Raw genomic sequence first — 12,940 nt, 5'->3', positions numbered from 1 at the left:
TCATCCACTTTCAATCATCATTTCGCGAACAGCTCGACTCATTTCATCGGCTCGTTCATTTAATCCATCAATCACCCCCGCTTTGTCTTCAACACTGCGATTTTGGGAGAGCTTGAACTTGGCATCCGTTTTCTCAATTTTAAATCTAAATGAAATGATCGCTGAAGTAAGCGCTTTCTCGTCCAGCAAGTCATCTGGCAATTCAAACTCCCAAGGAGTCACAATTGATTTTTCAAAAAAATGAGTGAGTTGTTTTAAAACCTCAATTTGCCCAGAGAAAGTCTCAACCAACTCTACTCGTCCTTGCAAATGAACGACTGCATAATTCCAAGTCGGAACATCGCGTCCTGACTTATACCATCTTGGAGTGATGTAGGTATGCGGACCCTGAACTATTATCGTCGCACTTGGGTCATCTTTAAAATGCATCCACTGCGGATTTCGTTTTGCCATGTGACCAATAAGAATATCTTCTTCATTTGGTCCCGAACTAAAAATAACGGGCAGGTGATTTATAAACGGCCTTGAATCTTTTGGATAGGATAGAATAGTCACGAACGAATTCTTCTCGATTAACCTTTTGATTCTAGCTTTCTCATTGATTGAAAAATGTTTCGGCAAATACATCTTTAATCCAACTTCTTCTTATAGGCGACAGATCTCAATTTCCAAGCATTTCGTTCATAGAATTTCTTGCCTTGTTCATTGTCAATTCCAGTGCAAAGGCGCAGACCTTTACAACCTAACTCCCTTGCACGATTCTCTGCGTATTTAAGAAGTTCAGCACCAAGGCCCTGAGATCGATGTGATTCGGTAGAAACCAGGTCATCGATATAAAGATGCTTGCCGTGAACAAAGTCATGAAGAATTCTATACCCCATAACGGCCAAAACCTTTTTATCTGCCTCAATCGCTACGATTTCATATCCGTCAGCCTCATGAGCGTTTTGACAGATCGTCATATAGTCATCAAAGGACAGTTCTTTTCTGAGCTCTTTCATGACTGGATAAAATCTTTCGAAATCATTTTTCTCTTGAGCTCGTACAAATCGAAAACTCATTTCTATTTTTCCTCAAGTATAGCTGGCTTTGGTTTTTGAGTCAGTCCCGCGTCAATCCCCTATTTCACATGTTTGAAATTTTGAACTTGCTCCATATAATTCTGTATAGCTCCGTATAGTTCCGTATGGTTCCGTATAGTTCCGCATAATTTTCTATGGTTGTCGAATCTTTGCGATTCTTGCCAGGTGATTTTCTGATCTTGTGCCACTCATAGAACTTCGAGCTGCGAGTTTCAACGGACAATTTCCTGTGGCACAATTTATTTGTCAATGAAATACCGATGGTTCTTCTCTTTTTTAGATGATGATTAAATCCTTTTTGATGAATCGGCCCCGCAGTCGCTGATAGGTTGATTCAGTTATCGTCGCCTTGAAAGATTCAAACATCGTCGATCACAGTGGGAGCGAGGTCGATCAATAGCTGACAGAGAGATATTCAGAGATGAAAATGAAGATTCGCCGTGACAATTTGAGTTCGGACTGCCGAGGTCTCTTAAGTCGCGCGGGCGCCATCATAGAGATCGACAATTCAGGAGCTCCTCACTATGGAGTCATGTCCGATCAGCTTCGATACGATAAGAAGCCCTAACCGAGAATCTTGAATTGAGCGGCAGTCAGATAGGAAGCCGTCAATTACTCATAAACTCCTTTACCATGACCTATTTAGATAATTGTAACTCTGATTATTTGGATTTCGATCAGGTAACTGACTCGATGATCTTGGACGCGAAATCGATAGAGCGAATCTGCACCTTTCATCCTTTTTGTTTGAAGTAGTTCTATGTATGGATTCAAAGAAAGAAGCTGAATAGTATCTATTATTTTCCTTTGGATTTCTTGAGGCAAGGCTTGGAGTTCTTTCACTGCACTTATATTAAAAACAACTTCGTAGGACTTTGAACTCATTTTTTAAGCTTCCTGAGCATCAAAGAAGGCAACATATCTTCTTCATTCTTAGTTTCGTCATAACTAGCAATATCGATTTCATCTTAGAGTTGGTCGCGAATCGCATTTTCAACTACGCCTTGGATTTTCAGCCCAGACTTCTTGCAATATGCAGCTAAAGCCTTATTAAGGTCAGAAACTATACCTGTAGAAAGAGCTGATTGTTTTTCAAAAATTTAGTATCCACTGAAAACCTTGAAAAAGCGGGGAGGGAGGAGATACCCAAACTATATCTCCTTAATTGGCTAAATTTAATGGGTTTTATAAAAATCTCAATATGAGACTGGTGGCGCCCAGGGCCAGACCTGAACTGGCACGGCTCTATTCAGGTCCCAGGATTTTCTTACCGCCCACGATGTTCATCGCCACTTTTTGTGGGGTAAATTCGTCGCCTTTTCGCTTTGACCGAGACAAGGGATTCGGCTGAGTCCTGGACTGTAACTACAACACTTTTTGTACTTTATGAATTTGATTTATTTGGCTCTTTAATGGTGATATCAATCTTCCTAGGGAGCATAACAAAAAGTAATCGATGGGATGGCGGTTGGCCCAAGACTCTGTATGTCGAGTAACCTGAGTCAGGTGGCGTTAGCTTGCTAACATGGATTCCTGTTCCTTTGCAAATTCAATCGGAGATTTCATTCCTAGTGCTGAATGTGGATTAATATTGTTGTACCTCCAGTGCCAGGTGTCGATTTTCTCTCGGGCATCTTCGAGAGAAAAAAAGACGTGCTCGTTGAGGCACTCGTCACGAACTCTCGAATTGAAAGATTCGACAATTTGGTTGGGCTTTCTTACCTTTGTAAACTCCAGCTGAATTCCATGACGATAGGCCCAGTCAAGCATGGCCCTCGACGTAAACTCCGTACCCTGATCGACCCGGATAATCTGAGGGTATTTTTCGCCAGCTAAGTGGTCGAGATATTCGACGACGTCAATTCCTCGAATAGATTGATCAACCAGAACTCCGGGGGAGAGTTTTGCGAATTCATCGATAATGGTGAAAATTTTAAGCCGCCTTCCTGACTCGATATAGTCGAACATGAAGTCAATAGCCCATATTTGATTGGGTCCCATTGCTTGAGTGGCCGGCAGTCTGGGACAGGATCCAAGCTTTTTTCTCTTCCTGCGGCCAATCTGAAGCTTTAGCTTTTGATAAATCCGACGCGATCGTTTGTGGTTGAGATCAGATATTTCCCTCTTAAGAAGTACGAATAGCCGCGGGTGACCAAACCTTCTATGCTCTGTCGCTAGCTCCGACAATCGCGACACAATGGGTTGGTCTCCATTCTCTTTTGGCTTATAATACAAGGTGGTGATGGGAAGGCCCAGTAGACAGCTGGTTCGAGCCTTGGAGACCTCGTATTTCTCAACAAGGTATGAGGACTCCGTTCTCTTGTCGCTGGACCTCACCACTTTTTTGAATTCACATCCTTCAACATAATGATGTCGAGAGTCTGGTCCGCCACGATCCTCTTTAGGCGCGTATTCTCTATCTCAAGGTCTTTCAACCGTCTGGCTTCGGTCACATCCATACCACCAAAGCGCTTTTTCCAATGATAGAGGGTCTGAATCGTCACGCCCATCTCGCGCGACACCTCTTTTACTGGCACTCCCGTCTCCAGTTTTTTGACTGCGGAAGTTATTTGTTCCTCGCTAAATCTCTTCTTCATTTGGTGCTCCTTTACCGGACTCTGCCCGGGGGTATTGCGCACCATGACTCAAGATGCAAGGTCTACAGTTTTATGGGCCAACCGCCACCCTATTCGCTCCGCAAGGCTTCAATAACCTGGAGTTTTTCAGCTTTCAGCGCTGGTGTTAAACCACTGAAGACACCTACTACGAAAATAGAAACAACCGACAATAACAACGCGGTGAAGTCTATTGTCCATTCAAATGCGAGCTTGCCAACCAATTTTGTTGCTCCGTAAATCGCACCTTGGTAAAGAATAAAACCCACAACGAGCCCTATAAGTCCCGCGATGCTGCAAATCAAAACTGATTCAACAAGGTATTGCACGCGAATGCGGAAGTTAGTCGCTCCGAAAGCTTTGCGAATTCCAATCTCTTTAAATCTCTCGGATACTGAAACCAGCATCATATTCGTGATCCCAATGCCGCCGACGGCAAGTGAAACGAGTGCGATAGCTCCAAGCAATATAGTGAACAAACTTAAAAACTTATTCATTTGAGCGATGAGAACACTGTCAGAGCCAACGTCAAACCGAGCTGACTTTCCGTATTTCATATCGAAAAACGCTTTAATTTTTTTTCCAACCTTTTCCACGTCAGAACCCTGCTTCACCTGAAGAACGATCTCGCGAATTCGAGAACTCCAGGGATCGCTTGTTCCTTGGAAAAAAGTGTAAGGTAGGTAAACTTGAAGGTTTGGTTTGTTCCACTCTTTATTGCTAGATTGTGAAGCCAGGACTGCAATTACTCGACATCCAAAGGATGACTCTCTCTGACTGACAGCAATAATCTGTCCGATAGGCGAAACGTTGGAGAAAAGCCGCTGATAGATTTCAAAGCCTATCACGCAAACTGCACTTCGGTACTCAACGTGAAATGGGCTGAAGTTATTCCCGATGATGAGGGTTCGGTTTGCCATCGCAAGTCCGTCCGATGAAACTCCAAAAGCACGAACATCAGAATCAACAGTTTTTCCGCCGTAACTGACTTTGTTGTCCCATGAAAATAACGTTGGAGAGATACGCAGCACTTCCGGGAAGACTTTTTTTAGCGGAGCCAAGTCTCGTTCCCAATCGAAACTTTGAAAGACAACCGAGACCTGATCGGTCGCACGAAGCTCCCAGTTTGGATAACCATAGAATATCAAAGTATTGACGCCCATCTCAGCGTAGGATTCCAAGATTTTCTTTTTTGTGAACGAACCAATCGTCACCATGGATAAAACAGCCGCGACTCCTATGACGATGCCCAACATCGTTAACATTGACCTGGACCGATTCTGCTTCAAACTTTGAAATGCGAGCGGAAAAAGAGAAATACCCACATGAAAGTAACGACTGAGTACCGCCCAGCGACTTTCTTGAAATTCGGCTTTATTTTCGTTTGGAATATCTCGAAAAATTGAGAGGGTTTCATCTGAGGTTGAAGCAGTTTTTTTGTTTTCAGTGATCTCTTTGATTTCTCCATCGCGGAAATGAACAACCTTGTTGCACTGTTGGGCGATTTCGGAATCATGAGTGATGATGACAACTGTTCTTCCCGAACGGTTAGTTGCCTTCAAAAGCTCCATGATTTGTTTTGAGTTGCTGGTATCAAGACTTCCAGTTGGTTCGTCCGCTAAAATAATTTGAGTGTCATTCAACAGCGCCCGTGCAATTGAAACGCGCTGCTGTTGTCCCCCTGAAAGTTGGTTTGGGAAGTGATGAGTTCGACCATTTAGACCCAAATCATTTACAAGTTTATTGGCATGCTCAATTCGACTTCTATTGTTAGGCCGCTCAGAAGGATACTTGCTCGGAAGCAATATATTTTCCAAGACACTGGCCTTCGCAAGAAGATGGAATTGTTGAAACACGAATCCAATATGCCTATTCCGTAAAACCGCAAGCTGTTCATCGGTCAGCCTCATTATGTCCTGTCCACCAATTTCAACGCGACCAGAGTATGAATTGAGAAGGCACCCTATGATGTATAGGAGCGTAGACTTACCCGAACCAGAAGGACCTTGAATAGCAACGAGTTCTCCGGCCTCAATATCAAGATTGATATTTTTCAATACAGGCACTTTTTCGCCGGATGAAGTATTGTAAGCGAAGCTAAGGTTCTTAAGACTAATCAAGCTCATTACTGATTCTCAATCAGCTTCAAGAAGTCAACTTGCTGGACCTCTTGTCCTTCGTTTAAACCTTCGAGGACTTCAAAAACAGACTCATTTTGCAGACCTACTTTAATGCTCTGTCGATTCCCATTTTTAAGGATGACGAAATAGTTTTCGTTTTCTTTTTGGATGAATTCGTGCCCAAGAGCAAGGACGTTATCTTTTTTGTTTGTAATGATGTCCACGACGGCGGTCATGCCTGGTTTGAGTTGTGTATCTGCATCTATAATTTCTATTTTTATGAGATACTCAACTTGAGATCGTCCTCCCCATTGCTCTTTGGGAGTAGCGGCTTGAGAAATTTCTCTGACAATTCCATTATAATTTTTCGATAAAATCGCTGAGACCTTGATTACAGCTTCCAAGCCAGATTGAATTTTTACGACATCGATTTCAGGTGCATTCGCATTAATGAACATTTTTGTCAGGTCATCAATGCGAAGAATAAATTCTTTGGGATCGCTTTGCTTGGAGAACTGACCTTCGGACTTCAATAACTGAGTCACCGTACCTGTAAACGGGGCACGGATAGGAAAAACATTTTCTGCAGCTTGAAGAGATTGAGCAATGCTGACTATGGGCTCGCCAGATTGAACCTTATCACCAAGTTTCACAAAAGCTTTTAATGTAGCCATCATAAGGTGCCGTCACGACGGTGGAGCGAATTGGTTCGGCAGTTCGGCAATAGTCACTCTTTGAACAAGAGTTTCCCTTGCTACTTTTCCAGCCCGTTGTTCAGATTGAGAACCGACAAGATTAGATTTGAAAGCAAAATATCCAAGAACAACAACGGCGACGATTCCGACAATCACAAGCTTGCGGTTATTTTTCAGAAATTGATTCATACAGCCTTCCCTCGTGATAGCGATAGCGCAGCAATTGCCCTCTTAAGTCGTAGTATGAAGTATACATTTGAATTTTCGCGTTTAAGAGATCCCGCAATCCCACTATGATGTCCAAGTAGGAAACCTTGCCATTTCTATACTCCGTGTCGAGAAAACCGTAACTTTTGGTTTCAAGCTCAAGAAGTTCGCGGGCAACAGCAAAATTCTTAGTACTTTGATCTAGCTCCAACATCATTTTGGCGTTTTCGGATGAAAAAGTATTGAGGTTGGCCGCAATGGAATTCTCAGCCTGAGTGCGCTTGGCATCCGCAATCGAGATATTTCTTCGGCGAATACCCCAGTCCCACAGGTTAAATTTCAAAGTCAAAAGAGCGTTCCAGCTTTTAGTTTCATTTTCGGCCAAAGGAGAGCTTGTTCCGAGATAGTCGCCTGTATGATATGTGGCACCTGCAGTTAGAAAAAGCTGCGGCCAGTAATCACGCCGAACAATATACACATCATTCTCAGATACTTTTCTTTGAAGACTAGCAATTCGATATTGATAGTGACTGGTAAGATCAGGTCGCTGGGCAGGCACTTGTTCAACCGATTTCAAATCGACGCTAACGGGCTCGAAATCAAACGGCTGAACCTGCGCGCCAACCTCAAAACCAAGCAGCCGCATGAGTTCCAGTCTAGATTTTTCCATCGTGGTACGCGAATTTTGCAGTTCTATTTCGGACCGACGTAATTCAGTTTTAAAGCGCAGGTAGTCTCGGCGAGTTTTCACTCCTTGCTGGTATTGGCTGGAAACTGATTTATACTGTTTGTTAACGATATTGAATTGTTGCTCTTGAACTTGAGCTAGGTTGGCAGCCAACGAATAGCGCATATATTCGAATGTAATGTCGAGTATGAGTTTGTCGCGCTCGTTACGATAACCCAGTTCAGCAATTTCTTTTTGAAAACGGGCAGAATCATATTTTGCTAAACTGACTCCGTTGTCATAAAGATTTTCCGTAAGCTGAAGATTCAACTCACTTGCATAATTGTTATTGTAAATTGAAGGATTTGAGCCGCGAAGCCCATGGGTCGCACTAAGGTCAAGCGAAGGAAGAAAAACGGAATAGGAGTTTGTATACTCAAGATCGCGAATGCTGAGTTCGCTACGAGCGCTGCTTAAAGAAGGGGACTTCTCAAGGGCAATATCAATGGCTTCACGGAAGGAAACTTTTTTAGAATCTAGGGCGGCAAAAACTGGAGCGGAAAAGACAAACCTAAAGCAAGTAAGAGCAAGCTTCGGTTCATCAATAATCGTTCCCCCTTCAAAAAATACTCCATCTACTTTGAGTGGAGTTACCAAAAATGCCTTTAAAAAATGATATGTGGTGCCTCGGGCCGGACTTGAACCGGCACGGCCCATTGCTGGAGCCCCAGGATTTTCTTACCACTTCGACTTTCGCCGCCAGTGACGTTCGTGGTCTGGACCATCCCTTAACCATCGCTCCGAAAAGCATTAGGTTCTGTCCGTCTAGTCTCTACACCTTCCGAAACTTTCGTTTCGGCTTGGCTCGGGATTACCAGTGAAGGCTTCCCCGAATTTGAACAGCTCTACTCTTGAGGTTTCCCTCAAGGCACTCAAATTCCTCTTAAGTCCTGTGCGTCTACCAATTTCGCCACCGAGGCACATATCATTTTTCAAAGAGCGATCAGTTTTCACTGATGCCTTTCATCTAGCGCGAACCAGTTGAAAGGACTTTTTGCACGATTCCAATTTGATCATCGGTGAGTGTGAAAGAGCTGTAATACTTTTCCACAACGACAATCGAATCACCCAATTGTTTTGCTACCAACGATAGCGAAATACCGTGACTTAGTAAAGCCACAGCATGACTAGCTCGAAGCATGTGAAGTCCGCCATGCGTTCGAACATCATTTTTAAAAAACTCTTCGCAGAGTCGTTTTAAGTTTGGACTAGCGATGTTGCGAAGCTCCTCTTTATCAACGTCGGAGGCCGAACACCATCGTTTGAAGGCTGCAATCGTTTGCTGTTTAGCTAACGGAACAATCCATCTTTTCTTTCTGTTTATTGGAAGACGGATTCTCTCGCCAGAAGCGGAGGCATCTTCTTTACGAACTTTTTGTCTTTGGAGATGAATGACCGCTTCGTCATTTTTAATAAGAAGGTCGCCTGATCTTAAACCATGAATTTCGGATTCACGGCATCCGGTCCCGAAAGCAATCAGAAATAGGTCTTTCAACAACGGGTAGCGTTTAGAAATGTCGTCGGGGATCTTGCCGACAAGCATGTTGAACTCTTCTTCGGTCAGATACCTGACTTCTTTTTGAGGTTCTTTAGGCTTGTAAAGATCTATTTCTTTGCGGTCAATGAACTTTAAAAGAGACTGAAGAATCGTAATCATTCTTCGCTGTCTGCGAATGGGAGCATGTTTTATTTTTTCTTGAATGTCGGCAGCGGTGACGGTGCGAAGCGATTTGTTCTCAAGAAGCTCAATAGCACGATTGAGTTCATTCCACATAGACCGCTTAGAGGTGTCTTGATTGTGGCGAGGTTTAACTTTTTCGTCGTAATACCGCTGAATCGTAAGTCGGTTGTATTTTGAGAAAGAAGTGACGCCGAGTTCGCGGCGCAACTCTTTATACTGCCGTTCACGAAAGTCCTCTAAAGACTTGCGGGCCTCTTCAAAGGTGACTTCAGAATTAACAAATTGTTTGTTGATCGCAGTGACAGTGGGATGCTCAAGTTTTTCGTATTGGTTTTTCGCATTGGGAAGACGACGGTTATCCCAAAGAACAGAAAACGTGGCTCGTTTACCTTCTTTCGGATTATCAATTTGTATGCGAGGAATCGCAGTCGTCTTTCTTCCCATGTTCAAAATTACTTTGCGCTGAGCAAATCCCTTTCCCGTTGTTCTTTCACGATAGCGAGCAAGCTACCGGAGTTCGCTGAACCATTCAATTTACGGCTGATTTCAGCAAGATCCCGCATCTCTTTCCAGGCGTCCAGGCTCACTACTTTATCGGTAGACTCGCCTAGCAACTTGAGAGGGTTGCGTCTAGCAATAGACCCAAAATCTGTTGTTTTATCCATTATTTGAGTCCTTTCCCGGCAAAGCGTTCCATAGTTTTAAGTCCTGTGCGTCTACCTATTTCGCCACCGGGGCCTTTCTGACTAAACTTTATTTCGCTGCCGCAATAAAGTGACCGTCTGAGGCTTCGCTGTCAATCGAAAACAAGGTAAAAAAACAGGAGAAAAGCTCAAAATTCAAACAAAACCAGGCATTTTGACAAATCCAAATTTAGGTGGCTCAATTGTCAACTGTGATCCCCCAATCCACTCACTTCTGAGGAATATCCCATGATCAAAGAGGCCTTTGCACTCTCGAATAGATCTTATGTACCTCTCATCAGGTCCTCTTATGGAGTTCTCCTCCCTCTGTGGATACTCTCTGAGCTATTGAATCAATATTTCGATTTTTGCATCAAGGTTGCCCAAAGAGGGGGCATTGATCAAATTATTGCTCAATTGGGTCAACTGGCGACTTCGATCACGGTGAGTTTTGTGTTGATTCTCCTCCTTCCGATAAGGCTTAATGATTGGCAGAACCAGCGCCCCTATCAGGAATGGGCCAAAATAGTTTCTCAACACAGCTGGCCCCTGTTTGTTGAGGGCCTTCGTATGACTGGACATATTTTGATGTGGGCAATTTTGTTTGTTGTCCCCGGTCTATACAAACAGATTCGGTATATTTTCGTGCCCTTCGTCGTTCTATTTGACCCTGAGTATAAAAACGGAAAGGTGGACGCGCTCTCTCAATCAAGCGAACTCACCAAGGGAGTCTTTTGGATTCTAACCGGCATATTTGTGGCAAGCTTTTCTGCAGAATTGCTCTTCAAAATGAATAGCAAAATATTCCCTTGGTTAGCCCATCCTGTTTTTCAGTTCATCACGGGAGGATTGACTTTTCTCGTCACGAGCTACTTTTATTCCGTTTTTTATTTCATCTTTTCTCTCCAGATAAAACGCCAAGAAATATCTAAAAAACAATCGACCTGATAAGGAGACTTCAGCATGGAACTTATGTTTGATTGGAAAGCTCTGACTGGCAGAGGCAAGGCCTACACCTTTGACGATGTCCTCATCGTGCCTAACAAATCCGATGTGCGATCCCGGCGGAGCCCCGAGCTAAAAACCCGGCTGACTCGGGAAACAATGATTGAAAAACCTTTTGTGAGCGCCAACATGGACACTGTTACCGAACACGAGATGGCAATTGGAATGAACCAGCTTGGAGCGATCGGTATCCTTCATAGATTTATGTCGATCAGTGAACAAGTTGAACAAGTTTCAAAAATTAAGAGTTCTGGCGCGAGACATTGCGGCGTCTATTGGGGTCAACGATGACTTTAAGGATCGCGCCAAAGCCTTGGTAGATTCAGGGGTCAATATTCTCACCATCGACATAGCCCACGGGCATTCTGTTGCCATGATTGAAACCCTCGCTTGGCTAAAAACCGAGTTTCCCTCCATCCAGTTGATTGCAGGAAACGTCGCCACCCCAAAAAGTGCAGTGGATCTCATAGAGGCGGGCGCCCATGCGATCAAAGTGGGCATAGGCCCTGGCTCCATGTGCACAACTCGAATCATTACCGGCTGCGGTGTGCCGCAGCTCACGGCAATTTCTCTTTGCGCTCAAGTTGCCAGGCCAAAGGGAGTCCCCGTCATCGCAGATGGAGGAATCAGGTCCTCTGGCGATATCATCAAGGCCCTCGCTGCGGGGGCGGACGCTGTTATGCTTGGCTCTCTTCTTTCTGGAACAATTGAGTCTCCGGGGCCTATCCACAACGGGATGAAACAGTACCGTGGCATGGCATCAAAATCCGCACAAGCCTCCTGGAGAGGGGGGGTCCCAGAGGGAATGGCCCCTGAGGGAGAATCGACTCTAGTTCCCGTAAAGGGCCACATTTCAGATGTTATAAATGAGCTATCTGGGGGACTAAGGAGCGGAATGTCATACATCAATGCCTTGGTAATCGAAGATATCCGAACAAACTCCTTATTTGTCGAGATGACGCCCATGGGATACTTCGAATCAAGAGCACATGGACTAAAGAACTGATTTCAGCCAATGACGAGGCTCCGAGCAATCTGCCTTTGACCAATGTCTTCGCTTTTTCTAGGCTTATTTGGCGAGGTTTTTTGACCTGTTCTTCTTAGCCGTTTTTCCTTTGTTGATCCCGCTCCGTGTTTTCTGAAGGAGTGCTGTTGGATTCCAGTCCGTTGGCCCAACAGCCTCATTTTTCGTTTTGGCCTCCTCCTCTCCGGGGAGGCTTTTTTCTTTGTGCTGACCCGTGCGGCTATATCAGGTAGACTCAAAGGATGTTTCTTGAAGCTGCTGATAGGGCCGAATTTCCAATTGCCGTTTTTGACTCCGGAGTCGGTGGCCTCACCGTGCTCAAATCTCTGGCTGAAGATTTCCCTCAGGAAAATTTCCTTTATTTGGGAGACTCTGCAAGACTTCCTTACGGAACAAAATCACCGCTCACAATTCGCCATTACGTGGAACAAAACATTCAGTTTCTGTTGAGTTGCAAGGTAAAAGCCATCGTGGTTGCTTGCAACTCCGCATCGAGCGTTCTGGATCTCGATAGAAAAATTGCTGTGCCACTTTACGAGGTGATCGGACCAGGAGCACGAACGGCCTATAAAATCTCACAAACTCTCAGCATTGGCATAATTGCCACAAGAGCCACTGTCAACCGAGGGGCATACGTGCGAGCCCTCCACGAACTCGATCCACGCACAAAAGTATTTCAGCAAGCCTGTCCGCTCTTGGTTCCTCTCGTCGAAGAAGGCTGGGTTCAGGACCCCCTCACCAATCTCGTGATCCATCGCTATCTGAGCCCTATAGCCACGCAGGAAATCGACACTCTCATTCTTGGCTGCACCCACTACCCAATCTTGAAAGAATCCATTGCAAAAGTTATGGGTGGCGGAGTGACTCTCGTCGAATCTGGGAAAGCAATTAGCGCCGAAATAATGAGCAACATGAACGAAGGGAAATTAAAAGCGAACCCCGCAAGCTCCGGAAAAATCGAGATACTCAATACCGACCTTGACCAGCACATACAATTCACAGCCGAAAAAATATTGCATCCCTTTAAGGCCGCAAAATTCACGCACGTAAATCTCGTAACTTCGGATAGCTCCAAGGCCGACCAAACGAAGAATTTTTAAG

14 protein-coding genes and 1 pseudogene are annotated in these 12,940 nt (G+C 44.5%); 4 read left to right on the top strand and 11 right to left on the bottom strand.

Annotated features, from left to right (window positions below):
• Both IPJ71_02070 and IPJ71_02065 read right to left on the bottom strand, forming a co-directional pair.
• A complete protein-coding gene (locus IPJ71_02070; protein ID MBK7842471.1) occupies positions 1 to 627 on the bottom strand; it encodes an FMN-binding negative transcriptional regulator in 627 nt (208 codons plus the stop codon).
• Positions 628 to 629: 2 nt separating this feature from the next.
• The gene (locus tag IPJ71_02065; GenBank protein MBK7842470.1) at positions 630 to 1,061 is read right to left on the bottom strand and encodes a GNAT family N-acetyltransferase; all 432 of its coding nucleotides are present in this window, start codon (positions 1,059 to 1,061) and stop codon (positions 630 to 632) included.
• 448 nt (positions 1,062 to 1,509) lie between these two features.
• Here IPJ71_02065 and IPJ71_02060 point away from each other — a divergent pair, with 448 nt between their 5' ends.
• On the top strand, positions 1,510 to 1,650 hold the full coding sequence (locus IPJ71_02060; protein ID MBK7842469.1) for a hypothetical protein: 141 nt from the start codon (positions 1,510 to 1,512) through the stop codon (positions 1,648 to 1,650).
• A 74-nt stretch (positions 1,651 to 1,724) separates the two neighbouring features.
• Here IPJ71_02060 and IPJ71_02055 read toward each other — a convergent pair whose 3' ends face one another.
• From IPJ71_02055 to IPJ71_02015, 9 genes are all read right to left on the bottom strand, one after another.
• Complete coding sequence (locus IPJ71_02055) at positions 1,725 to 1,967, bottom strand: hypothetical protein (GenBank protein MBK7842468.1); 243 nt, start codon at positions 1,965 to 1,967, stop codon at positions 1,725 to 1,727.
• A gap of 627 nt (positions 1,968 to 2,594) precedes the next feature.
• Positions 2,595 to 3,422: an IS3 family transposase gene (locus IPJ71_02050; GenBank protein ID MBK7842467.1), complete on the bottom strand. Its 828-nt coding sequence runs from the start codon at positions 3,420 to 3,422 to the stop codon at positions 2,595 to 2,597.
• A complete protein-coding gene (locus IPJ71_02045; GenBank protein MBK7842466.1) occupies positions 3,416 to 3,679 on the bottom strand; it encodes a transposase in 264 nt (87 codons plus the stop codon). The genes IPJ71_02050 and IPJ71_02045 overlap by 7 nt, the downstream gene beginning before the upstream one ends.
• Positions 3,680 to 3,768: 89 nt before the next feature.
• The gene (locus IPJ71_02040; GenBank protein MBK7842465.1) at positions 3,769 to 5,823 is read right to left on the bottom strand and encodes an ATP-binding cassette domain-containing protein; all 2,055 of its coding nucleotides are present in this window, start codon (positions 5,821 to 5,823) and stop codon (positions 3,769 to 3,771) included.
• A complete protein-coding gene (locus tag IPJ71_02035; GenBank protein MBK7842464.1) occupies positions 5,823 to 6,491 on the bottom strand; it encodes an efflux RND transporter periplasmic adaptor subunit in 669 nt (222 codons plus the stop codon). The genes IPJ71_02040 and IPJ71_02035 overlap by 1 nt, the downstream gene beginning before the upstream one ends.
• A 12-nt stretch (positions 6,492 to 6,503) precedes the next feature.
• The gene (locus tag IPJ71_02030) at positions 6,504 to 6,701 is read right to left on the bottom strand and encodes a hypothetical protein (protein ID MBK7842463.1); all 198 of its coding nucleotides are present in this window, start codon (positions 6,699 to 6,701) and stop codon (positions 6,504 to 6,506) included.
• Positions 6,679 to 8,103, bottom strand: a complete 1,425-nt coding sequence (locus tag IPJ71_02025; GenBank protein ID MBK7842462.1) for a TolC family protein — start codon at positions 8,101 to 8,103, stop codon at positions 6,679 to 6,681. The genes IPJ71_02030 and IPJ71_02025 overlap by 23 nt, the downstream gene beginning before the upstream one ends.
• Before the next feature lie 310 nt (positions 8,104 to 8,413).
• Positions 8,414 to 9,571, bottom strand: a complete 1,158-nt coding sequence (locus IPJ71_02020) for a tyrosine-type recombinase/integrase (GenBank protein MBK7842461.1) — start codon at positions 9,569 to 9,571, stop codon at positions 8,414 to 8,416.
• 8 nt (positions 9,572 to 9,579) lie between these two features.
• Positions 9,580 to 9,792 carry a hypothetical protein gene (locus IPJ71_02015; protein ID MBK7842460.1) on the bottom strand — a complete coding sequence of 71 codons (213 nt, stop codon included), beginning with the start codon at positions 9,790 to 9,792 and terminating at the stop codon, positions 9,580 to 9,582.
• 267 nt (positions 9,793 to 10,059) lie between these two features.
• Between IPJ71_02015 and IPJ71_02010 the strand changes: the two genes are divergently transcribed.
• The 3 genes and pseudogenes from IPJ71_02010 (at position 10,060) to IPJ71_02000 (ending at position 12,939) form a co-directional block, all read left to right on the top strand.
• On the top strand, positions 10,060 to 10,758 hold the full coding sequence (locus tag IPJ71_02010; GenBank protein MBK7842459.1) for a hypothetical protein: 699 nt from the start codon (positions 10,060 to 10,062) through the stop codon (positions 10,756 to 10,758).
• 24 nt (positions 10,759 to 10,782) lie between these two features.
• A pseudogene (locus tag IPJ71_02005) lies at positions 10,783 to 11,821 on the top strand (guanosine monophosphate reductase).
• Positions 11,822 to 12,081: 260 nt separating this feature from the next.
• A complete protein-coding gene (locus IPJ71_02000) occupies positions 12,082 to 12,939 on the top strand; it encodes a glutamate racemase (GenBank protein ID MBK7842458.1) in 858 nt (285 codons plus the stop codon).
• The last annotated feature ends 1 nt before the right edge of the window (position 12,940 follow it).

The organism is Bdellovibrionales bacterium, from assembly GCA_016714165.1.
Classification (GTDB): Bacteria; Bdellovibrionota; Bdellovibrionia; order Bdellovibrionales; family UBA1609; genus JADJVA01.
Note: the sequence above shows the minus strand (reverse complement) of the source record. Positions and strands in the feature narration are given on the sequence as shown.